Annotated in this window: 19 protein-coding genes; 3 read left to right on the forward strand and 16 right to left on the reverse strand. The window is 67.3% G+C overall.

Annotated features, from left to right (window positions below; genetic code table 11):
- Nucleotides 1-6: 6 nt before the first annotated feature.
- The 10 genes from E3O19_RS10830 to prmC all read right to left on the reverse strand — a co-directional run bounded on the left by E3O19_RS10830 (nucleotide 7) and on the right by prmC (nucleotide 8,760).
- Entirely contained in the window at nucleotides 7-909 is a 903-nt protein-coding gene (locus E3O19_RS10830) for a F0F1 ATP synthase subunit gamma (protein ID WP_134567485.1), read from the reverse strand.
- A 90-nt stretch (nucleotides 910-999) separates the two neighbouring features.
- Nucleotides 1,000-2,637, reverse strand: coding sequence for a F0F1 ATP synthase subunit alpha (gene atpA, locus E3O19_RS10835; RefSeq protein WP_134567614.1), 1,638 nt, complete (start codon nucleotides 2,635-2,637; stop codon nucleotides 1,000-1,002).
- 87 nt (nucleotides 2,638-2,724) lie between these two features.
- Nucleotides 2,725-3,522 (reverse strand): F0F1 ATP synthase subunit delta, encoded by a 798-nt coding sequence (locus E3O19_RS10840; protein WP_134567487.1) that lies wholly within the window; start codon nucleotides 3,520-3,522, stop codon nucleotides 2,725-2,727.
- Nucleotides 3,522-4,073 carry a F0F1 ATP synthase subunit B gene (locus E3O19_RS10845; protein ID WP_134567489.1) on the reverse strand — a complete coding sequence of 184 codons (552 nt, stop codon included), beginning with the start codon at nucleotides 4,071-4,073 and terminating at the stop codon, nucleotides 3,522-3,524. Before E3O19_RS10845 ends, E3O19_RS10840 begins: the two co-directional genes overlap by 1 nt.
- A 29-nt stretch (nucleotides 4,074-4,102) precedes the next feature.
- Nucleotides 4,103-4,336 (reverse strand): ATP synthase F0 subunit C, encoded by a 234-nt coding sequence (gene atpE / locus E3O19_RS10850; RefSeq protein WP_134510799.1) that lies wholly within the window; start codon nucleotides 4,334-4,336, stop codon nucleotides 4,103-4,105.
- 48 nt (nucleotides 4,337-4,384) lie between these two features.
- Nucleotides 4,385-5,173: a F0F1 ATP synthase subunit A gene (gene atpB, locus E3O19_RS10855; RefSeq protein ID WP_134567490.1), complete on the reverse strand. Its 789-nt coding sequence runs from the start codon at nucleotides 5,171-5,173 to the stop codon at nucleotides 4,385-4,387.
- Nucleotides 5,174-5,348: 175 nt separating this feature from the next.
- Nucleotides 5,349-5,822: a Cg1360 family ATP-synthase-associated protein gene (locus tag E3O19_RS10860; RefSeq protein ID WP_134567492.1), complete on the reverse strand. Its 474-nt coding sequence runs from the start codon at nucleotides 5,820-5,822 to the stop codon at nucleotides 5,349-5,351.
- Nucleotides 5,819-7,039 (reverse strand): MraY family glycosyltransferase, encoded by a 1,221-nt coding sequence (locus E3O19_RS10865; RefSeq protein ID WP_134567494.1) that lies wholly within the window; start codon nucleotides 7,037-7,039, stop codon nucleotides 5,819-5,821. The genes E3O19_RS10860 and E3O19_RS10865 overlap by 4 nt, the downstream gene beginning before the upstream one ends.
- Nucleotides 7,036-7,830, reverse strand: a complete 795-nt coding sequence (locus tag E3O19_RS10870; RefSeq protein WP_134567496.1) for an L-threonylcarbamoyladenylate synthase — start codon at nucleotides 7,828-7,830, stop codon at nucleotides 7,036-7,038. The genes E3O19_RS10865 and E3O19_RS10870 overlap by 4 nt, the downstream gene beginning before the upstream one ends.
- 72 nt (nucleotides 7,831-7,902) lie before the next feature.
- The gene (gene prmC, locus E3O19_RS10875) at nucleotides 7,903-8,760 is read right to left on the reverse strand and encodes a peptide chain release factor N(5)-glutamine methyltransferase (protein ID WP_241981331.1); all 858 of its coding nucleotides are present in this window, start codon (nucleotides 8,758-8,760) and stop codon (nucleotides 7,903-7,905) included.
- 132 nt (nucleotides 8,761-8,892) lie between these two features.
- On the opposite strand from prmC, the gene cysK reads away from it, so the two are divergent.
- From cysK to E3O19_RS10890, 3 genes are all read left to right on the forward strand, one after another.
- Nucleotides 8,893-9,831: a cysteine synthase A gene (gene cysK, locus E3O19_RS10880; RefSeq protein ID WP_134567498.1), complete on the forward strand. Its 939-nt coding sequence runs from the start codon at nucleotides 8,893-8,895 to the stop codon at nucleotides 9,829-9,831.
- A 30-nt stretch (nucleotides 9,832-9,861) separates the two neighbouring features.
- Nucleotides 9,862-10,440 carry a serine O-acetyltransferase EpsC gene (gene epsC / locus E3O19_RS10885; protein ID WP_134567500.1) on the forward strand — a complete coding sequence of 193 codons (579 nt, stop codon included), beginning with the start codon at nucleotides 9,862-9,864 and terminating at the stop codon, nucleotides 10,438-10,440.
- 159 nt (nucleotides 10,441-10,599) lie between these two features.
- Nucleotides 10,600-11,616: an isopenicillin N synthase family dioxygenase gene (locus E3O19_RS10890; protein ID WP_174776923.1), complete on the forward strand. Its 1,017-nt coding sequence runs from the start codon at nucleotides 10,600-10,602 to the stop codon at nucleotides 11,614-11,616.
- A 195-nt stretch (nucleotides 11,617-11,811) separates the two neighbouring features.
- Here E3O19_RS10890 and prfA read toward each other — a convergent pair whose 3' ends face one another.
- The 6 genes from prfA to lysA form a co-directional block, all read right to left on the reverse strand.
- A complete protein-coding gene (prfA, locus tag E3O19_RS10900; protein ID WP_134567504.1) occupies nucleotides 11,812-12,891 on the reverse strand; it encodes a peptide chain release factor 1 in 1,080 nt (359 codons plus the stop codon).
- Nucleotides 12,891-15,350, reverse strand: a complete 2,460-nt coding sequence (rho, locus tag E3O19_RS10905; RefSeq protein WP_134567506.1) for a transcription termination factor Rho — start codon at nucleotides 15,348-15,350, stop codon at nucleotides 12,891-12,893. The genes prfA and rho overlap by 1 nt, the downstream gene beginning before the upstream one ends.
- A gap of 334 nt (nucleotides 15,351-15,684) precedes the next feature.
- Nucleotides 15,685-16,632, reverse strand: a complete 948-nt coding sequence (thrB, locus tag E3O19_RS10910) for a homoserine kinase (RefSeq protein WP_166804545.1) — start codon at nucleotides 16,630-16,632, stop codon at nucleotides 15,685-15,687.
- A gap of 2 nt (nucleotides 16,633-16,634) precedes the next feature.
- Entirely contained in the window at nucleotides 16,635-17,756 is a 1,122-nt protein-coding gene (thrC, locus tag E3O19_RS10915; RefSeq protein ID WP_134567508.1) for a threonine synthase, read from the reverse strand.
- Nucleotides 17,756-19,093, reverse strand: a complete 1,338-nt coding sequence (locus tag E3O19_RS10920) for a homoserine dehydrogenase (protein ID WP_134567510.1) — start codon at nucleotides 19,091-19,093, stop codon at nucleotides 17,756-17,758. The genes thrC and E3O19_RS10920 overlap by 1 nt, the downstream gene beginning before the upstream one ends.
- Nucleotides 19,090-20,541: a diaminopimelate decarboxylase gene (gene lysA, locus E3O19_RS10925; RefSeq protein WP_134567512.1), complete on the reverse strand. Its 1,452-nt coding sequence runs from the start codon at nucleotides 20,539-20,541 to the stop codon at nucleotides 19,090-19,092. Before lysA ends, E3O19_RS10920 begins: the two co-directional genes overlap by 4 nt.
- Nucleotides 20,542-20,770: the final 229 nt, after the last annotated feature.

A 20,770-nucleotide genomic window follows, 5' to 3' on the forward strand; every position in this document is an offset into this window, starting at 1 on the left:
TCTGGTTTAGTTCTTGGCGGATGAGAGCGCGTCGGCTCCACCCACGATCTCGGAAATCTGCGAGGTGATCTCGGCCTGCCTGGCGTTGTTCGACAACCTGGTGAAGTCCTTGATGAGCTTGTCCGCGTTGTCGGAGGCCGACTGCATGGCCTTCTGACGAGCGGCGTGCTCTGCGGCGGCCGACTGCAGCATGGAGTTGAAGATTCGGCTCTCGATGTAGACGGGCAGCAGCGCGTCGAGCACAGTTTCCACGTCCGGTTCGAACTCGTACAACGGCAGAACCTGGCTTTCACCTGGTTCTTCGATGCCTTCGACCACCTCAAGCGGCAGCAGGCGCACGACCTGGGGGATCTGGGTGACCATGCTCACGAATCGGTTGAAGACCACATGGATCTCATCGACGCCGCCGTCGTCGGCGTCCCGGAGGAACGCCTCCAGCAGGGCGTCGCTGATCTCGCGAGCCGTCTCAAACTGCGGCTGGTCGGTGGAACCGGTCCAGACCCGTTCTGACGGGCGCCGACGGAAGTTGAAGTACGCCGCGGCTTTGCGTCCGACCAGGAAATAGACGACATCCTTACCCTGGGCCCGCAGGAGCTGGGTCAGGGACTCGGCTTCACGCAGTGCCTGTGAACTGAACGCTCCCGCGAGGCCGCGGTCGGAGGCGAAGATGACGACCGCGGCGCGCTCGATCTTCTCCGGCTCCGTGGTCAGCACGTGCGCGACGTTCGAATACGTCGCGACGGCCGACACCGCCTGGGTGATCGACCGGGCGAACGGGGTCGACGCCGCCACGCGCGCCTTGGCCTTCTGGATGCGCGAGGCGGAGATCAACTCCATGGCCCGAGTGATCTTCTTGGTCGTCTGGGCAGCCTTGATCTTCTGCCGGTAGACCCGAAGTTGCGCTCCCATGTGTCTCCTGTGCTTCCTTGTCAGTGTTGTCGGTGGTCAAGCCTGTCGAGACCGGGAAATCGAGCGTGTCGAGACCCCGTGGTCCGGGTCTCAGCGCCGGTGCTTCACGATCTTTTCCTGGTTGACGTCTTCGGCGGCGATCGCCTCGAACTCTTCCTTACCGACCGAGGCGAGCGGCTTGCCCTCGCCGGTCTGGAATTCACGCTTGAACTTGTCGACCTCGAGCTCGAGGGTCGCAATGGTGGCATCATCGAGCACATTGGTCTCGCGCAGCGTCTTGAGCACATCGGTGCCGCGGCCGAGGTGGTCGAGCAGACCGCGCTCGAATCGGAGCACGTCTTCCACCGGGACCTCGTCGAACTTGCCGTTGGTGCCGGCCCAGATCGAGACGACCTGGTCTTCGACCGGGTACGGCGAATACTGCGGCTGCTTGAGCAGCTCGGTCAGCCGGGCGCCACGGGCAAGCTGGCGGCGGCTGGTCGCGTCCAGGTCGGAGGCGAACATCGCAAAGGCCTCGAGCGACCGGTACTGTGCCAGCTCGAGCTTCAGGGTTCCGGAGACCTTCTTGATCGACTTCACCTGGGCGTCGCCGCCGACTCGCGAAACCGAGATACCCACGTCGACCGCGGGGCGCTGGTTGGAGTTGAAGAGGTCGGACTGCAGGAAGATCTGGCCGTCGGTGATCGAGATCACGTTGGTCGGGATGTACGCGGAGACGTCGTTGGCCTTGGTCTCGATGATCGGCAGACCGGTCATCGATCCGGCGCCGAGTTCGTCGGAGAGCTTGGCACAACGCTCGAGCAGGCGAGAGTGCAGGTAGAACACGTCGCCGGGGTATGCCTCTCGTCCCGGCGGGCGGCGCAGCAGCAGCGACACGGCACGGTAGGCCTCGGCCTGCTTGGACAGGTCGTCGAAGATGATGAGGACGTGCTTGCCGGCGTACATCCAGTGCTGGCCGATGGCCGAACCGGTGTACGGGGCGAGGTACTTGAAACCGGCCGGGTCGGAGGCCGGGGACGCGACGATGGTCGTGTACTCCATGACTCCGGCATCCTCGAGCGCGCCCTTGACGGCGGCGATCGTGGAGCCCTTCTGGCCGATGGCAACGTAGATGCAGCGAACCTGCTTGTTCACGTCGCCTGAGGCCCAGTTGGCCTTCTGGTTGATGATGGTGTCGATCGCAATGGCGGTCTTGCCGGTCTGGCGGTCACCGATGATCAGCTGTCGCTGGCCGCGGCCGATCGGGATCATGGCGTCGATCGCCTTGATGCCGGTCTGCATCGGCTCGTGCACGCTCTTGCGGTGCATGACGCCGGGGGCCTGCAACTCGAGGGCGCGGCGGCCCTCGGTCTCGATCGGGCCGAGACCGTCGATCGGGGCGCCGAGCGGGTCGACGACACGGCCAAGGTAGCCGTCGCCGACGGGCACGGACAACACCTCGCCGGTGCGGTGCACCTCCATGCCCTCCACGATGCCGGCGAACTCGCCGAGCACGACGACGCCGATCTCGTCCTCGTCGAGATTCTGGGCCAGACCCAGAGTGCCATCGGCGAATTTGATGAGCTCGTTCGCCATCACGCTGGGAAGACCCTCGACGTGGGCGATACCGTCGCCTGCCGTGGTGACGTAGCCGACCTCGGTGGTTGCGGTCTTGCTCGGCTCGTAGGACTTGACGAAGTCCTGGAGAGCGTCGCGGATCTCATCGGGGCTGATCGTTAGTTCTGCCATCATCTTCCCTTTCCCGTACGGGGTGTACAGGTTCTGTCTGAAACGAAACGTTGCCGCTTCGAGGTTGTCGTTCCGGCTGACCGTAGGTCAGCCGGCAAGTTGGAGTCTCAAATCCTTGAGGCGGGTGGCGATGCTGCCATCGATGACATCGTCGCCGATCTGCACGCGTACTCCGCCGACGAGCGACTGGTCCACGACCAGGTTGATCGTGAGCTTGCGCCCGTATCGCGCCGACAGGTTGGTGTGGAGCCGATCAAGCTGGGCCGGCGCCAGCGGCGACGCAGACGTGACGGTCGCGACCCTGGTGCCCGACTGGTCGGCCACTATGGATGCTGCGTACCGCAGCAATTCACCGATCCGTCGCCCACGCGGCTGCTGCACGAGGTGCCGAACGATCACGAGTGTCTGCTCGGTCACCTTGCCGGTGAGGATTGAGTCGATGAGTCCGACCTTGGCGCGGGGCGCGCCGAGCTTGCTCGCGAGAGCCAGCTCGAGTTCCGCGTTCCCGGCGACGGTCGCCCCGAACGCGAAGAGTTCGGCTTCAATCACTCCGGCAACGGCGGCCGAGGATGCGGCGCACCGCAAACCCAGGTCTTCGATGCCCGCGAGCAGGTCGGTGTGGCTCGACCAGCGCACCGAGGTCACGGCCTGGAGCAGGTCGAGGGCGAAGGGTGTGACCGCGGGGCCGAACACCTTGGCGACGAGGGCCGCCTTGGCTGCGGCAACCGCCGCCGGGTCCACGAGGGCCGACAGGAGCTGCGAGGACTCTCCGATAACGCGGCCCGCGTTCAGCAGGCCTTCCCCGGTCGCCAGATCGGCCGTGCCGCCGTGGGCGGCCAGTGCCGCTCGCGACGAGGCCGAAGCTTCTCTGGTGGCGCTTCCCATTACTTAACTGCTTTCTCCGAGGCCTCGAGGTCGGCCAGGAAACGGTCGACAAGCCGTGCGGCCTTGGCGTCGTCGGTCAGGCTCTCGCCGATGACACCCGATGCAAGGTCGATGGCCAGGGTGCCGACTTCGGAACGCAGGGACACGACGGCCGCCTGACGCTCTGCTTCGATCTGGACCTTGGCGCTCGCGGTGACGCGGGCGGCTTCGGCAACGGCCTGTTCGCGGTGCTCGGCGACGATCTTCTGGCCGTCGACGCGGGCAACCTCACGGATCTTACCTGCCTCAGCGCGAGCATCAGCAAGCTGGGCGGTGTACTGCTCGAGAGCGGCTTCCGCCTTGCGCTGGGCGTCGTCGGCCTTGGCAATGTTGCCTTCGATGGCTTCGGCACGCTCGTCGAGGAGTTTCTGCATCCTCGGAAGCACGAGCTTCCAGAAGAAGAACAGAATCACGACGAAGATCAGACCGGACCAGATTATGTCGTAGAGCTCCGGGAGAAGCGGGTTACGCGTCTCGGTCCCCGCTGCAGCTGCAATCACTGCGTTAAACATCGTGCCTCCTGACTAGAGAGAAAAGAGGACTAAACGAAGATGAAGTAGGTTGCGATACCGATGAAGGCGAGTGCCTCGGTGAACGCGATACCGATGTACATCAGGACCTGGAGCTGGCCGGCCAGTTCGGGCTGACGTGCAACACCCTCGATGGTCTTGCCGACGACGATGCCGACGCCGATTGCCGGGCCGATGGCCGCGAGGCCATAACCGACGGTCGCGATGTTTCCGTTGATTGCCGCGAGAACGGATGTTGCGTCCACGTATGTTTCCTTCCGTAGTGCCAAAAACAGCGAGTGCCGAATTCGGGTTTAGTGTTCCTCAGCCAGCGCGAGCTGGATGTAGACAGCGGTGAGTAGGGCGAAAATGTAGGCCTGGAGAAGAGCGATCAGCACTTCGAAGAGTGTGAACGCGAACCCGAAGACAAGGGTGCCGGCTCCGAAGAGCTTGAAGCCGCCGTCTGCGGTGAAGAAGAAGAACTGAGTGGCGCTGAAGAAGAGCACGAGCAGGAGGTGGCCGACGATCATGTTCATCAGCAGTCGCAGCGTCAGCGTGACCGGGCGGACTAGGAAGGTCGAGATGAACTCGATCGGGGTCACGATGATGTACAGGAACGGGGGCACGCCCGGGGGGAACAGGGCGTTGCGGAAGAAGTTGCCCGGGCTCTTCTTTACTCCGGCGTAGATGAACGCGACGTAGGCGATGACGGCCAGCACGAGCGGCACGCCGATCACACTGGTTCCGGCGATGTTGAGGAACGGCAGCGGGCCGGTGATGTTCATGAACAGCACCATGAAGAAGATCGTCGTGATCAGCGGCAGGAAACGCTTGCCGTCTTTCTTCCCGAGGATGTCTTCAGCGATGTTGACCCTCGCGAAGTTGAGGCCCAGTTCGACGATGCTCTGGAATCGGGTCGGGATGACCTTCATCCGACGGGTGCCGAGCCAGAAGACGAGGAGGAGTACGCCCACCGCGAGGAAGCGGATGAGCATGATGCGGTTGATTTCGAAGGGGGAACCCGCGAACAGAACAGCTTCAGGGAAGAATTCGTTGATCGACGGACCGTGGAACTCACCGTCACCGGTGGCAGACGGGAGCATCAGGCTTACGGCGGTTTCTAGCAGCGCTTTCTCCTGTTTCGGGGCGGGGAGCTCTGCTCTCGCGAAGACGAATGGTGGGCTGGGCTGCCCGGCACGAAGGCACGAGCAACGCGGGGCGAACCGGTCATTACCCTACCAAGGAATGGGCCCGGCGGACGAATCGTGGCGGGACATGTCAGTCCTCCGCGGACGCGCCGGGCAGGCTCACGTCGCTGACGTAGCCCATCCGGCTCTTCAGCACCACGATCGCGTCGACGGCGAGGGAACCGATCACCCCGGCGATGATGCTGAGGAACAGCACAACGGGCTGGATCCACGCTTGGTCCTTGAGCAGCACGACGAGCACGAGGAAGACCACGAACTTCACCAGCCAGCCGCCCAGGACGATCGCGAAGAACGCGCCGACGGCCGCCTGGCTGCCGGCGAAGCGGTTGGCGAGCAGGATGCTTCCGGCCGTGATGCCCATGAAGACCACGGCCATCGCGGTGCCGATGAGCGCGCTCACGACGCCGGTGCCGCCCGCGACCAGACCGCCCACCACGGCCCCGACCACACCGATGCCACCGGCGAGGAAGCCGCCGAGCACGAGGATGCGCCGGAACACGGGGACCGAGCTCGGCTGGGTGGATCGGGGCGGCGTGATGCTCATGCGTTCTCCTCGGCCGTGACCGACGCCTCGTCGAGAGGGTCCAGCCTGGCGATTTCGGGTTGGTCGATCGGAAGGGTGAGCTGGCTGGCGGCCTCGACGGCCTTGCGGCGGCTCAGCGGCGCGAGAGTCACCAGCGCGCACACTATCAGCGCGGCTATCAGGAAAATTGTCGCGTACCAGGTCGGCAGTCCGAAAAAGACCGGCAGCACGTAGTAGAGCAGGCAGCCGATGGAGGCTGCGGCGGTCCAGCCGTAGAAGATCAGTACGGCGTGCAGATGCGAGTGGCCCATGTCCAGAAGACGGTGGTGCAGGTGCTTGCGGTCGGCGCTGAACGGCGACTTGCCTGCCCGCACCCGGCGGAACACGGCCAGCCCGAAGTCGAGCAGCGGGATGATCAGGATCGCGACCGGCAGGATGATCGGGATGAACGCGGGAAACAGCTGGGACCGGTTCACGGCGGTCGGGTCGACCTGGCCGGTGATGGCGATCGCGGAGGTCGCCATCAGCAGCCCGACCAGGAGCGCCCCGGCATCGCCCATGAAGAGTTTGGCCGGGCGCCAGTTCAGCGGCAGGAAGCCGACACAGGCGCCGACGAGGATGGCCGCGATCAGCGAGGCCAGGTTGAAGTAGTTGCTCGGGGAGGTGTCCCGCACGAGGAGGTAGCTGTAGAGGAAGAAGACGCCGTTGGCGATGAGGGCCACCCCCGCGACCAGGCCGTCGAGACCGTCGATGAAGTTGATCATGTTCATCACGATCACGATCGCGATCACCGTGATCAGGATCGACATCCAGGACGACCCGACGGTGAGCCCGCCGATCGGCAGCGACAGAACCTGCACGCCCTGCCAGGCCACCAGGCCCGCGGCGATGAACTGACCGGCCAGCTTGGTCATCCAGTCCAAGTCCCAGATGTCGTCGGCCACGCCGAGTAGCACGATCAGGAGGGCCGCACCGAGGATGGCGAGGATCTGCTCCGGGTCGGAGAAGATCAGCCGGAGCGGTGCGAACTGCCCGGCGATCAGGTAGGAGACGCCGAAGGCCGCGAACACGCCGAAGAAGATGGCGATCCCGCCCAGCCTGGGCGTCGGCCGGGTGTGCACATCACGTTCCCGGATCTTCGGGTAGAGCCGGTAGCGGTGGCTGAGCCTGAGCACGACGAACGAGCAGCCAAACGTGACGATGGCGGAGACGAACGCCAGGATGACGAATATGGTCATGGTCGGCCGGCATCCGTCGCGGTATCGATCGGCCCGGGCGCTTCGGGCTCGGGCTCGGGCTCCGGGTCCGGCTCGGGCTCCGGCTCCTCGGCGACGAACCCGACCGGTGCGAGGGCATCGCCGATCACGGCGGCGATGGCGTCGCGGGAGATGACGCCATTGCGCACGATGACGAGCTTGCCGCCGTTCTGGGCGAACCTGGTCGCATCCACGATCGTCGAGGACGTGTCGCCGGGGCGGTCGCCGATCGGCTCGTAGTCGCCACCGGCCACTCCCCCGTCGAGGTAGACGGCGACGCTGGAGCCGAGCATGTCCTCCGCGCCGATCGCGTCGATCGCCGAGGGGAGGCCGCTGGAGTTGGCGGAGGACACGGCCAGCGGCCCGGTCTCGGCCAGCAGGTCGAGCGCGATCTTGTTGCGCGGCATCCGCAGTGCGACCGTGCCCCTGGTGTCGCCGAGGTCCCAGACCAGCGAAGGCTGGGCGTTGAGCACGACGGTGAGGCCGCCCGGCCAGAACGCTGCCACGAGGTCCCGCACCGGCGGGGGCACGTCCTGGGCGAGCGCGTCGAGCGTGGGGATGCCGGGGATGAGCACGGGCGGCGGCGACGTGCGGTCGCGGCCCTTGGCGTCCAGCAGGCGTTGCACCGCCTCGGGACTGAAAGCGTCCGCCGCGACGCCGTAAACCGTGTCGGTGGGGATGACGACGAGCGCGCCGCGACCGATGGCCGAGCGGGCGAGTCTCATGCCGGCCGCGTATTCAGTGTCGACCGAGCAGTCGTAGATGCGTGTCATTGGGGTCCGATTCTAGTGCAGGCGCCATGCGGGAGGCTGGGACGCAGTCCCGAGACCTCCCGACCGGCCGCCCTACGCCCCGGCGGGGGCGGGGGCAAGGGCGGTGGTCGCTCGGTCCCGCGTGGTGTAGTCGCGGTGGGTGGCCGGTGAACGCCAGCCGTCGGCGCTGAGGAGTGCCCGGATCTCCGCCCCCTGGAGCTCGCCGTGCTCGATCACCAGTACCCCGCCGGGGCGGAGCAGGCGCAGCGCTGTGCGAGAGACGTGCCGCACCACGTCGAGGCCGTCCATTCCGCCGAACAGGGCGCGGGCGGGGTCGAAGAGGCGCACCTCCGGGTCGCGCGGGATCGCGTCGGCCGGGATGTACGGCGGGTTGGAGATGACCACGGCGACCGTGCCGTCGAGCTCGGCGAAGGCGTCGGCCAGGTCACCGAAGACGAGCGTGGCGTTTCCGTTGCCGACCTGGGCGAAGTTGCGGGTGGTCCACGGGAACGCCTCCGGCGAGTTCTCCACCGCGAAGACCCGAGCGTGCGGCACCTCGACGGCCATGGCCAACGCGATGGCGCCACTGCCGGTGCCGAGGTCCACCGCGATCGGCTCCGGGTCGGGCATCGCCCGCAGCGCGTCGATCGCGAACTGGGCCACCTGTTCGGTCTCCGGCCGTGGCACGAATACTCCGGGTCCGACCAGCAGCTCGATCCCGCGGAACGGCGCCCGGCCGGTGATGTGCTGGAGCGGCTCGCGTAGCGCACGGCGCCGCACGAGTTCGCGGATGGCGGAGGCATCCGTCTCGGCCAGTGCTGCGCGCAGGATGCCGGCGGCCTGCACCTGCCCTCGGCTGTGGCCGAGCACGTGGCCGATCAGTAGGTCGGCGTCGACGTCGGGGTCGCCGATGGCGGCCCGGCCGAGCGTGTCGATCGCCCAATCTCGGATTTCGTCGACAGTGGTGGGAATGAAATGGTCGCTCGGCGGAGTTGTCACTCTTTGGAATGTAATGCACTCGCAAGCCCAATGCCGTGGCCGTAGGCTGGGCGAGGTCCCAGACCCCGATTGAAAGGCTCCCCGATGCCCGCACGAATCTACTCCGACATCACCGCTGCTGTTGGCGGGACTCCGCTGGTCAAGCTGAACCGCCTCACCGCGGGCCTCGATGCGACCGTGCTGGTGAAGCTGGAGTTCTATAACCCCTCGGGCAGTGTGAAGGACCGGATCGGCATTGCGATCGTCGACGCGGCGGAGGCCTCGGGAGAGCTCGCCCCGGGCGGCACCATCGTCGAAGGCACCAGCGGCAACACCGGCATCGCCCTCGCGATGGTCGGCGCGGCCCGCGGCTACAAGGTCATCCTGGCCATGCCGGACACCATGAGCAAGGAACGCCGTCTCCTGCTCCGCGCTTATGGCGCCGAGATCGTGCTGACCCCGGGCGCCGAGGGCATGCGCGGCGCGGTCACGAAGGCGGAGGAGATCGCCGCGAACACGCCCGGCGCGCTCCTCGCCCGTCAGTTCGACAACCCCGCCAATCCCGCCATCCACCGTGCGACCACCGGCGTGGAGATCTGGGACGACACCGATGGCACCGTCGACATCCTCGTCGCGGGCATCGGCACCGGCGGCACCATCACGGGCGCCGGGCAGCTGCTCAAGGACCGTAAGAGCTCCGTGCGGGTGATCGCCGTCGAACCGATCGAGTCCCCCATCCTCAACGGCGGCAAGCCGGGCCCGCACAAGCTCCAGGGCATCGGCCCCAACTTCGTGCCCGCGATCCTCGACACCCACGTCTACGACGAGGTGACGGATGTGACCCTCGCCGACTCCCTCGCCACGGCACGCAGCCTCGCCACCGAGGAGGGCATCCTTTCGGGCATCTCGGGCGGCTCGGCCGTCTGGGCCGCGATCGAACAGGCGAAGCGGACCGAGAACGCCGGCAAGGTCATCGTGGCGATCATGCCGAGCTTCGGCGAACGGTACCTCTCCACCGTGCTCTACGAAGACCTGCTGGACTAGGCCGGGACCAGGGGCGGGCCGAAGCCGACAATGGGCGTCTTTTCCACCATCCGCGAGGACATTGCGATGGCGCGCGCCCACGATCCGGCCGCGCGCAGCAACACTGAGGTCTTCCTCGCCTACAGCGGCCTGCACGCGGTCTGGTCGTACCGCCTCGCGCACCACCTCTGGACGGCGGGCCTCCGGCTGCCTGCCCGGCTGGTTTCCCAATTCACCCGGTTCCTGACGGGGATCGAGATCCACCCGGGCGCCAGGATCGGCCGCCGACTGTTCATCGACCACGGCATGGGCGTCGTGATCGGCGAAACGGCGGAAATCGGCGACGATGTCATGCTCTACCACGGCGTCACCCTCGGCGGGAAGACCCGCCACGGAGTGGTGCGCGGCGAGAAGCGCCACCCGACCCTGCGGGACGGCGTGACCGTCGGCGCCGGTGCGAAGATCCTCGGGCCGGTCACGATCGGGGCCTGGAGCACGATCGGCGCCAACGCCGTCGTCACGAAGGACGCCCCGGCCAAGTCGCTACTCCTCGGCATCCCCGCGGTGATCCAGCCGGTCAAAACGGAAACCATCGAGGCCGCCCGCGGGCTCCCCCTCACTGACGATTGACCCTGACGATTGACCCTGCCGATTGACCCGGCCCATTGACCCGACCGACTGGCCCGACCGACGACCTGCCTCTCCACTGCTCCACCTCTCCACGTCTCCACGTCTCCACCTCTCCACCGCTCCAGGTCTCCACCGCTCCACATGAAGGACGCTGACACCATGACTTCAGATTCGACCACCACTCCAGTTACCCCCGGGCTGCCTGTGCTCGACCTCTCCCGCCTCGACCGGGGCGAGGCCGAGGCCGAGCGGTTCCGAATCGAGCTGCGCGAGGCAACGCACGAGTACGGCTTCTTCTACCTCACCGGCCACGGTGTCCCGGCAGACCTCGTCGACCGGGTCATGCGCACTGCGCGCGCGTTCTTCGACCTCCCCGAGGGTGACAAGATGGCGATCGAGAACCTGCGGAGCCCGCAGTTCCGCGGCTACACCCGGGTGGGCGGCGAGCTCACCCAGGGAAACGTCGACTGGCGGGAACAGATCGACATCGGCCCTGAACGCCCCCAGGTCGCCGGCGGGGCCGACTACCTCCGCCTGGAAGGACCCAACCAATGGCCGGCGACCCTGCCGGAGCTGCGTGCGGTGATGACCCTGTGGCGCGAAGAGCTCAACGCCGTCGCGCTGCGGCTGATGCGGGCGTGGGCGCTCTCGCTCGGGGCCGACGAGCACGTCTTCGACGCGGCGTTCGCCGAGAAGCCGTTCACGCTGATCAAGATTGTGCGCTACCCGGGCAAGTCAGACCCGACCCCGCGGCAGGGTGTGGGAGCGCACAAGGATTCGGGCGTGCTCACGCTGCTTTACGTCGAGCCGGGCAAGGGCGGCCTGCAGGTCGAGAAGGACTCCGGCTGGATCGACGCTCCCCCGCTCGACGGCGCGTTCGTGGTGAACATCGGCGAGCTGCTCGAGGTGGCCACCGACGGTTACCTCAAGGCCACCGTGCACCGGGTGATCTCGCCGCTGATCGGGGATGACCGCATCTCGATCCCGTTCTTCTTCGGGCCGGCCCTCGACACGACGATTCCCCTCCTGGCGCTGCCAGAGTCACTCCAGGCGCCGGGCATCACCGTCGACCCGGAGAACCCGATCTTCACGACCTACGGGGAGAATGCGTTGAAGAGCCGCCTGCGAGCGCATCCGGATGTCGCGGCGATCCACCACGCGGACCTGCTCGGCTGATCCAAGGCTCTCCCCGCGACATCCGTCGCCGAGAGGGAGCTTCCCGGTCGAGGTCGACCCGCCTACCGGGCGACCTCGACCGGAGAGGTCGATCTCCAGCTCCAGCTCCAGCTCCAGCTCCAGCTCCAGCTCCAGCTCCAGCTCCAGCTCCAGCTCCAGCTCCAGCTCCAGCTCCAGCTCCAGCTCGAGGGGATGCTAGTCGTGGTCGCCGATCTCGGCCAGGCGGGTAGCCTCATCGGCGGTGATGCAGGAGTCGATCACGGCGTCGAGAGCGCCGTTCATGACGGTGTCGAGGTTGTACGCCTTGTAGCCGGTGCGGTGGTCGGCGATCCGGTTCTCCGGGAAGTTGTACGTGCGAATGCGCTCAGACCGGTCCATGGTGCGGATCTGGCCCTTGCGCACGAGCGACGCCGCCGCGTCGATCTCTTCCTGCTGGCGGGCGAGCACTCGTGCGCGCAGCACTCGCATGCCCGCTTCCTTGTTCTGGAGCTGGCTCTTCTCGTTCTGCATGGCCACGACGATGCCGGTCGGGAGGTGGGTGATCCGCACGGCCGAGTCGGTCGTGTTGACCGACTGCCCGCCGGGCCCACTGGACCGGTACACGTCGATCTTGAGGTCGTTGGCGTTGATCTCGACCTCTTCGGGCTCGTCCACCTCGGGGAAAACCAGCACGCCGGCCGCTGAGGTGTGGATGCGGCCCTGGGACTCGGTGGCGGGCACACGTTGAACGCGGTGCACGCCACCCTCGTATTTCAGATGCGCCCAGACTCCCTCAGCGGGGTCGCTCGACGACCCCTTGATGGCGAGCTGGATGTCCTTGATCCCGCCGAGGTCGCTCGTGGTCTGCTCGATGATCTCGGTTTTCCAGCGCTTCGACTCGGCATAGTGCAGGTACATCCGGAGCAGGTCGGCAGCGAACAGAGCGGACTCCGCACCGCCCTCCCCCATCTTGATCTCCATGATCACGTCGCGCGCGTCGAGCGGGTCGCGCGGGATCAACAGGCGCCGCAGCTTCTCGGCCGCGGCTTCGCGCTGCTCCGTCAACCCGGGGATCTCCGCGGCGAAGTCTGCGTCTTCGTCGGCGAGTTCACGAGCGGCCTCGAGATTGTCGCCAATCTCTTTCCACTCGTTCCAGGCCGCGATGATACGGCTGAGCTCGGCGTAACGCCGGTTCACTTTCTTCGAGCGGGCCGGATTCGCGTGGAGTTCCGGGTCCGCCAGCTGAGACTGCAATTCGTCGTGCTCAGCCAGCAGAGTCAGAACGGACTCGAACATTACTTGTCCTTGTCTGACCCGTTCAGGGTCGGCATCGACTTCTGGACCTGCATCAGGAATTCGACGTTGGAGGACGTCTCCTTGAGACGGCCGAGGATGACTTCGAGCGCCTGCTGCTGCTCGAGCCCGGCGAGGGCGCGGCGCAGCTTCCAGGTGATCTTGACCTCGTCCGCGCTCATCAGCATTTCTTCACGGCGGGTGCCGGATGCGTTCACGTCGACCGCGGGGAAGATACGCTTGTCGGCCAGCTGGCGTGACAGGCGCAGTTCCATGTTGCCGGTACCCTTGAACTCCTCGAAGATGACCTCGTCCATCTTGGATCCGGTCTCGACGAGCGCAGAAGCGAGGATGGTGAGCGAGCCACCGTTCTCGATGTTGCGTGCGGCACCGAAGAAGCGCTTGGGCGGGTAGAGCGCCGAGGCGTCGACACCACCCGAGAGGATGCGCCCGGACGGCGGCGCGGTCAGGTTGTAAGCGCGGCCGAGGCGGGTGATCGAGTCGAGCAGCACGACGACGTCATGGCCGAGCTCGACGAGGCGCTTTGCCCGCTCGATGGCCAGTTCGGCGACCGTGGTGTGGTCTTCGGCCGGACGGTCGAAAGTGGAGGCGATGACCTCGCCCTTCACGGTGCGCTGCATGTCGGTGACCTCCTCCGGACGCTCGTCGACCAGCACGACCATGAGGTGGACCTCGGGGTTGTTCGTGGCGATGGCGTTCGCGATCTGCTGCATGACGATGGTCTTGCCGGCCTTCGGCGGTGCGACGATCAGGCCGCGCTGGCCCTTGCCGATCGGGGCGACGAGATCGATGATGCGCTGGGTCAGCTTGCCGGGCTCGGTCTCGAGGCGGAGTCGTTCCTGCGGGTAGAGCGGGGTGAGCTTCTGGAATTCGACCCGGGTGGCGGCTTCTTCAACAGAAAGGCCGTTGATGGAGTCGACCTTGACGATGGCGTTGTACTTCTGGCGGCCGTTCTGGTCGCCCTCGTGCGGCTGGCGGATCGAGCCGACGACGGCGTCACCCTTACGCAGGTTGTACTTCTTGACCTGGCCGAGCGAGACGTACACGTCACTCGGGCCCGGCAGATAGCCGGAGGTGCGCACGAAGGCGTAGTTATCGAGAACGTCGAGGATGCCGGCGACCGGGATCAGCACGTCGTCGTCGCTCAGCTCCGGCTCGAAGTCGTCGCCGGCGGTGACGCCGCGACGCTTGCGGTCACGGAACCGGTTTCGGTTGCTGCGGTTGCCGAGGTCGTCGTCCGGCCCGTTGCGGTCCTGGCCGAGGTTGCGGTCCTGGTTCTGGCGGTCCTGGTTCTGGCGGTCCTGGTTCTGGCGGTCCTGGTTCTGGCGGTCCTGGTTCTGGCGATCCTGGCCCTGGTTACGGTCCTGGGCCTGACGGTCCTGGCCGCGGTCACCCTGGGCGTCCTGGTTCTGGTTCTGGTTCTGGTTCTGGTTCTGGTTGCGACCGGCTTGGCGCTGGTTCTGCTGGCGTGAGGTGTCGTCTCCGGGCTGGTTGCGGTCTCCGGCCTGGTTGCGGTCGCCGCCGCGGCTGCGGTTGCGGTTGCGGCCCTGCCGCGGCTGCTCTGTCTGCTCGGTCTGCTCGGCGTCGTCCTGCTCGGCGGGCTCGACCGTGATCTCGGCCTCGGCGACCGGGTTTTCGGAATCCGGTGCCGAGATGGTCCCGGCGTCCGCGTCGGCGTCGGCGTCGGCGTTGTTACGCGCGTCGATGCTGCTGCGAGCGTCGATGCTGTTGCGAGCGGTGCCGTTACGGGCGTTGCCGCGGGCACTGCCCCGGCGGGAGCGTTCGGTGGTGGGCGGGGCGATCGCGTCAGCCTCGGTGTCCGGGATGGCGGTCGAGGCGGCGACCGGGGCGACCTCGGCGGCGGGAGCATTTGCGGCAGGCAGCCCGGCTGTCGTCTCGACTGCGGCGGCCTCGAGGGCTGCCGCCGCCTTCACGGTGACCGAGGTGGCGCGCTTGCGGGCCTGGCGAACCGGCTTCTCGACCGGTGCGACGGTTTCGGTGGTCGAACCGTCTGCGGATGCGCCGGCATAGGTAGCCGGGGCGGTGGTCCTGCGGGTGGTCGGGGCTGCATCCGGAAGGATGATGCCCAGTCCGAGGTCGCCGTCAGCGTTGACGTGGGCGAGCGCGGGAGCCGCGGTCGCGGTGGTGGCACGGCGCGGGACGCGCTTGCGGGGCGCCGTGGCCGGAGCGGCATCGGTATCGGGAGCCTGGGCGGCCGGAGCCTCGAGGGTCTCCGCGACAGCGGGAGCATTGTCCGCGGTGTCACCCGTGGGGTTGGTCCTGGCCTGTTCCGCGGTGATGGCCTCCACGAGTTCCCCCTTGCGTAGTTTGGATGCGCCCGGGATGCCCAACTCGAGTGCCAGAGCCTGGAGCTCGGCGACACGGAGGGTGGCCAGGTGCGATGAATCCGCAGCAATAGTGCGGAGGTTGACGTCAGTCACGAAGAATTATCCTTTCCCCCGGCGTGAAAAAGGTTGGCCAGGGAAGCTGTGTGCAGCGTCTCACGCGCTGCGGGTGGTCCAATCCGAAATTGATGTGGATTGGAGTGAACACACACAGCTACGCACAGATGAGGCGATAGCAGTGAGTTACAGGGAATGCACCGGAGAAGGGTTCCGTTCGTTAGACGGTTCCATTTGGTACGGGACAATCCTAGCAGAACGTTCAGGCGCTGAGGACGCCCCCACCCGGGGTACGTCCCACTCAGGGCGGGCTGGCACGAAGGACGAGCACGGCAGACCAGCCGTCGCTCGGGCGGCGGCCCGTCCTGCCGGGTCAGACGTCAGTGCGGGTGACCGTGGCTCCCATGAAGTCGACGGCGAGCATGAGCGCCTGCCAGGGAGTCTCCGACTCCGCGGCAACGAGGTCGGCGGCGACGAGCCGCTGGCCGGGGTCGCTGGCGAGCACGAGGATCGACGGGCCTGCTCCGGAGACAACGGCCGCGAAACCGTGTTCCCTGAGCAGGGTGATCAGCCGGTTGGTCTCCGGCATGGCGGCGGCGCGGTAGCTCTGGTGCAGCTTGTCTTCGGTGGCGGCCAGCAGGAGTTCGGGGCTTTGGATCAGCGCGGCGATGAGCAGGGCGGAGCGGGACACGTTGAAGACGGCGTCCTCGTGCGGCACGGACTCGGGCTGCAGGCTGCGGGCGAGCGCCGTGGACATGGCGTGCTCCGGCACGAAGACGAGCGGCTTCACGCCGCGGTGCACCATCAGCTTCTTGTGCCGGGGACCTTCCGGCGTCATCCACGCGATCGTCAGGCCGCCGAACAGGGCGGGCGCCACGTTGTCCGGGTGCCCTTCCATCTCGGTGGCCAGGGAGAGGAGCGCCTCCGCGTCGATGTCGACGATGCCTTCGAGCAGGCCCTTTGCGGCCATGATGCCGGAGACGATGGCGGCACCGGAGGAGCCCATGCCGCGGCCGTGCGGGATGACGTTGTGCGCCACGAGCGTGAGGCCGGGGAGCGGCTGGCCGTAGGCGGCGAAGGTGTGGATGATGGCGCGCACGACGAGGTTGGACTCGTCGGTCGGCACCTCCCCTTTGCCAACGCCGTGTACCTCGACCGTGACCCCCGGTTCGTCGCGAACGGCCACCTCGAGGTGGTCGTAGTGGGCGAGGGCGAGACCGAGGGTGTCGAAGCCGGGGCCGAGGTTGGCCGTCGTCGCGGGCACCTGAACGGTGACCGAACGCCCGGAGAGCACTGAACGGCCGGAGACGGCCTCGGCGATGGTCACTTGTGGACCAGTCCGAGGACGCTGGCGATCTCGGCCGTGTCGACCGGCACGATGGTCGGCTTGACGTCGGAGCCGTCCGCGGTGCGGAGTGCCCACTGCGGGTCCTTCAGGCCGTGGCCGGTCACCGTGAGAACGACGGTGGCGCCGGCGGGGATGAGCCCGGCTTCGGCTCGCTCGAGCAGACCGGCGACGCTGATCGCGGAGGCCGGCTCGACGAAGATGCCGACCTCAGCGGAGAGGATGCGGTAGGCCTGGAGGATCTTCTCGTCGGTGATGGCTCCGAAGTAGCCGTTCGTGACTTTCTGCGCCGTGAGCGCGAGGTCCCACGAGGCCGGGTTGCCGATCCGGATCGCGCTTGCCATGGTTTCAGGGTGGTCGACGCGGTGGCCGAGCACGATCGGGGCGCTGCCGGCGGCTTGGAAGCCGAACATCCGGGGCAGCTTCGTGGTGGCGCCGCGCTCGAGCTCTTCCGTGTAGCCGCGGGTGTAGGCGGTGTAGTTGCCGGCGTTTCCGACCGGGACGATGTGGATGTCGGGGGCGTCGCCAAGAACCTCGACGACCTCGAACGCCGCCGTCTTCTGGCCCTCGATGCGGTCGGGGTTGACCGAGTTCACCAGGTGCACCGGATAATTCGCGGCCAGCTCCCTGGCGATGTCGAGGCAGTCGTCGAAGTTGCCCTGAACCTGCAGCAACTGCGCGTTGTGCGCGATGGCCTGGCTGAGCTTGCCCATGGCGATCTTGCCCTCCGGCACGAGCACGACGGCCTGAATCCCGGCGTGGGTCGCGTAGGCGGCGGCGGAGGCGGAGGTGTTTCCGGTGGACGCGCAGATGACGGCCTTGGCGCCGTCCTCCATGGCCTTCGAAATGGCCATGGTCATGCCGCGGTCCTTGAAGGATCCGGTCGGGTTCATGCCCTCGTACTTGACCCAGACCTGCGCGCCCGTGCGGGCAGACAGTGCGGGGGCGGGGATGAGCGGGGTGCCACCCTCGCCGAGGGTGATGATGGGTGTGGCATCCGTGATGTTCAGGCGGTCCGCGTATTCACGCAGCACTCCCCGCCACTGCCGGGACTGCGTCTTCACGGCCGACTGCGCCAAGGACTCTCGTTCGCTGGACATCAGACTCCTTCAACTCTCAAAACGGATGCGACATTGGTGACGAATTTGTTCTCGGCGAGGTCTTTCACGGTGGCGGCGAGTGCCTCTTCCGTTGCCTCGTGCGTTCCGATGACAAGGGTAGCCGTGGACGACACGGCCGCATGACTGGCCGTGCCCGGTTGGGCGGGCGTCATCGACTGCTCGACCAGGGCGAGCGAGACCCCGTGGTCGCTGAACACACCGGCGAGCGTGGCGAGCACGCCCGGCTCGTCGGTGACCTCGAGCGTGACAGCATACCGGGTGGTGATGCTGTCGATCGAGAACACGGGCAGGTCGGCGTGGCTGGACGCGGCGACCCCTGGGCCGCCGGCGATGTGGCGCCTGGCCAGGGAAACGAGGTCGCCGAGCACTGCGGAGGCCGTCTCCACTCCCCCGGCGCCCGCCCCATAGAACATCAGGCTGCCGGCCGCCTCCGCCTCGACGAAGACCGCATTGTTGGCGCCGTGCACCGACGCGAGCGGGTGGCTGCGATGCACCATGGCCGGGTAGACCCGGGCGGAGACACCTTCCCTGCCGGTCCCGGCGTCGACGAGCCGCTCGCAGATCGCAAGCAGTTTCACGACGTAGCCGGCCTTCCTGGCGGATTCGATCTGCGCCGGGGTCACGGAGGTGATTCCCTCGCGGTACACGGCTTCCAGCGGAACGTTGGTGTGGAACGCGAGGCTGGCCAGGATAGCGGCCTTCTGCGCGGCGTCGTAGCCGCCGATGTCGGCGGTCGGGTCGGCCTCGGCGTAGCCGAGGTCGGTGGCGAGCCGGAGGGCTTCCGCCAGGGTATCCCCATCGGTGTCCATCCGGTCGAGGATGAAGTTGGTGGTGCCATTCACGATGCCCAGGATGCGCTTGACCTGGTCGCCGCCGAGGCTGTCCCGCAGCGGGCGCACGATCGGGATGGCGCCGGCGACGGCGGCCTCGTAGTTCAACTGGGCACCGACCTGGTCGGCGGCCGCGAACAGTTCGGGGCCGTGTGTGGCCAACAGCGCCTTATTGGCGGTGACGACATCCGCGCCGGAGTTGATCGCCATCAGGATGTAGCTGCGCGCCGGCTCGAGGCCGCCCATCAGCTCGATCACGACGTCGGCACCGAGGATCAGCGAATCGGCGTCGGTGGTGAACAGTTCGCGCGGCAGGTCGACGGTGCGCTCGGCGTCAAGGTCGCGCACGAGGATGCCGACCAGCTCGAGGCTCGCGCCAACCCGGTTGGCGAGTTCCTCCTTCTGTTCGAGCAGGAGGCGGGCCACCTGGGCGCCGACGGAGCCGCCGCCCAGCAGGGCGACGCGCAGATTGCGGTATTCGATCATCGGATGGACTCCTTCGGTTGATCGGTGGTCGAGCCCCCGGTAGTCAAGCCCCCGGTGGTCGAGCCTGTCGAGACCCCCACGTCGCGAGCCAGGAGGTCGGCGATGGTCTCACCGCGCACGAGCAGCCGCGCCTCACCGTCACGCACGGCGACGACCGCCGGGCGGCCAACGAAGTTGTAGTTGCTGGCCAGCGACCAACAGTAGGCGCCGGTCGCGGCCACGGCGACGAGGTCGCCCGGTGCGACATCGCCGGGGAGATAGTCGGCGTCGACGACGATGTCGCCGCTCTCGCAGTGTTTGCCGGCGATGCGCACGAGCACGGGTTCGGCGGCGGAGACCCGTCCGGCCAGCCGCACCGAGTAGTCGGCGCCGTAGAGGGCGAATCGGGCGTTGTCACTCATCCCGCCGTCCACGCTCACGTAGAGGCGGGGGTTGCCCGATACGTCGACCGCCTTGGTGGTGCCCACTTCGTACAGGGTGATCCCGGCGGGCCCGGCGATGTAGCGGCCGGGCTCGAACGCGACCACCGGAACGGGGATGCCGCGCTCGGCGCACTCCGAGGCCACGATGTCGGCCAGGCGGGCAGCGAGCTCGGCCACAGGGGTGGGCCGGTCGGCGGAGGTGTAGGCGATTCCGAAGCCGCCGCCGAGGTTGAGTTCGGGCACCGGGCCGCCGACGAGCAGTGCGGCGTGCACGGCCAGCAGGCGGGACGCTGACTCGGCGAATCCGTCCGCGCCGAATATCTGCGAGCCGATGTGGCAGTGCAGACCGACAAAGCGCAGGCTCGCCTCCGCACGGATGCGGGCGACCAGCGCCGGGGCGTGCTCGAGTACGACACCGAATTTCTGGTCCTCGTGGGAGGTGGCGAGGAACTCGTGGGTGTGTGCGTGCACGCCGCTGTTGACCCGGAGGCGCACGGCCTGCACGATTCCGTGCCGGGCGGCGGCCTCGGCGACCCGCCCGATCTCCTGCGGCGAGTCGATCACGATCGCGCCGACGCCGAGCCGGCAGGCGTCGTCGATCTCGGCGAGGGACTTGTTGTTGCCGTGGAAGCCGAGCCGGTGCGGCGGGGTTCCGGCCGCGAGCGCCACGGCGAGTTCGCCGCCGCTGCAGATGTCGATATTCAGCCCCTCGCTGACCATCCAGCGGGCGAACTCCGTGGTGAGGAAGGCCTTGCCCGCGTAGTAGATGCGAACGCTTGTGCCGATGCGCGCGAACTCGGCCTCGAAGGCGGTGCGGAGCTCGGCCGCGCGGGTGCGGGCATCCGTTTCGTCGACGACGTAGAGCGGAGTGCCGAACCGTGCGGCCAGTGAGCCGGCGCTGCAGCCGCCGATGACGAGTTCGCCGTTGTCGGCGCGGGTCGCTGAGGATGGCCACAGGCCGGCGGCGAGCGCGTTGGCGTCGTCGGGCCGACCGAGCCAGTCGGGGGCGAGCGGGTTGGTGGCCACGGGTGAAAACCTCACGGGAAAGTCGAGTGGGTGTCTCACTGAGTGGCGAGCGAACCCGGGTTGGTCCCTGAAGCCAGTGAAGATGCCGCCGCGGGAAGAGCGGGGACCTGCGTCAATTCTAGCGACCGGTTGAGCGATGCGCCGAATCGGTGTGACGCCGCGATGGGGAGCCGCGAGCCGCCTGCCCGACGTCTGGCCCGGCGTCTGGTCCGGCCGTCGGGTTCAGCCG

The sequence above is a fragment of the Cryobacterium algoritolerans genome (assembly GCF_004402785.1).
In the GTDB taxonomy this organism is placed as follows: domain Bacteria; phylum Actinomycetota; class Actinomycetes; order Actinomycetales; family Microbacteriaceae; genus Cryobacterium; species Cryobacterium algoritolerans.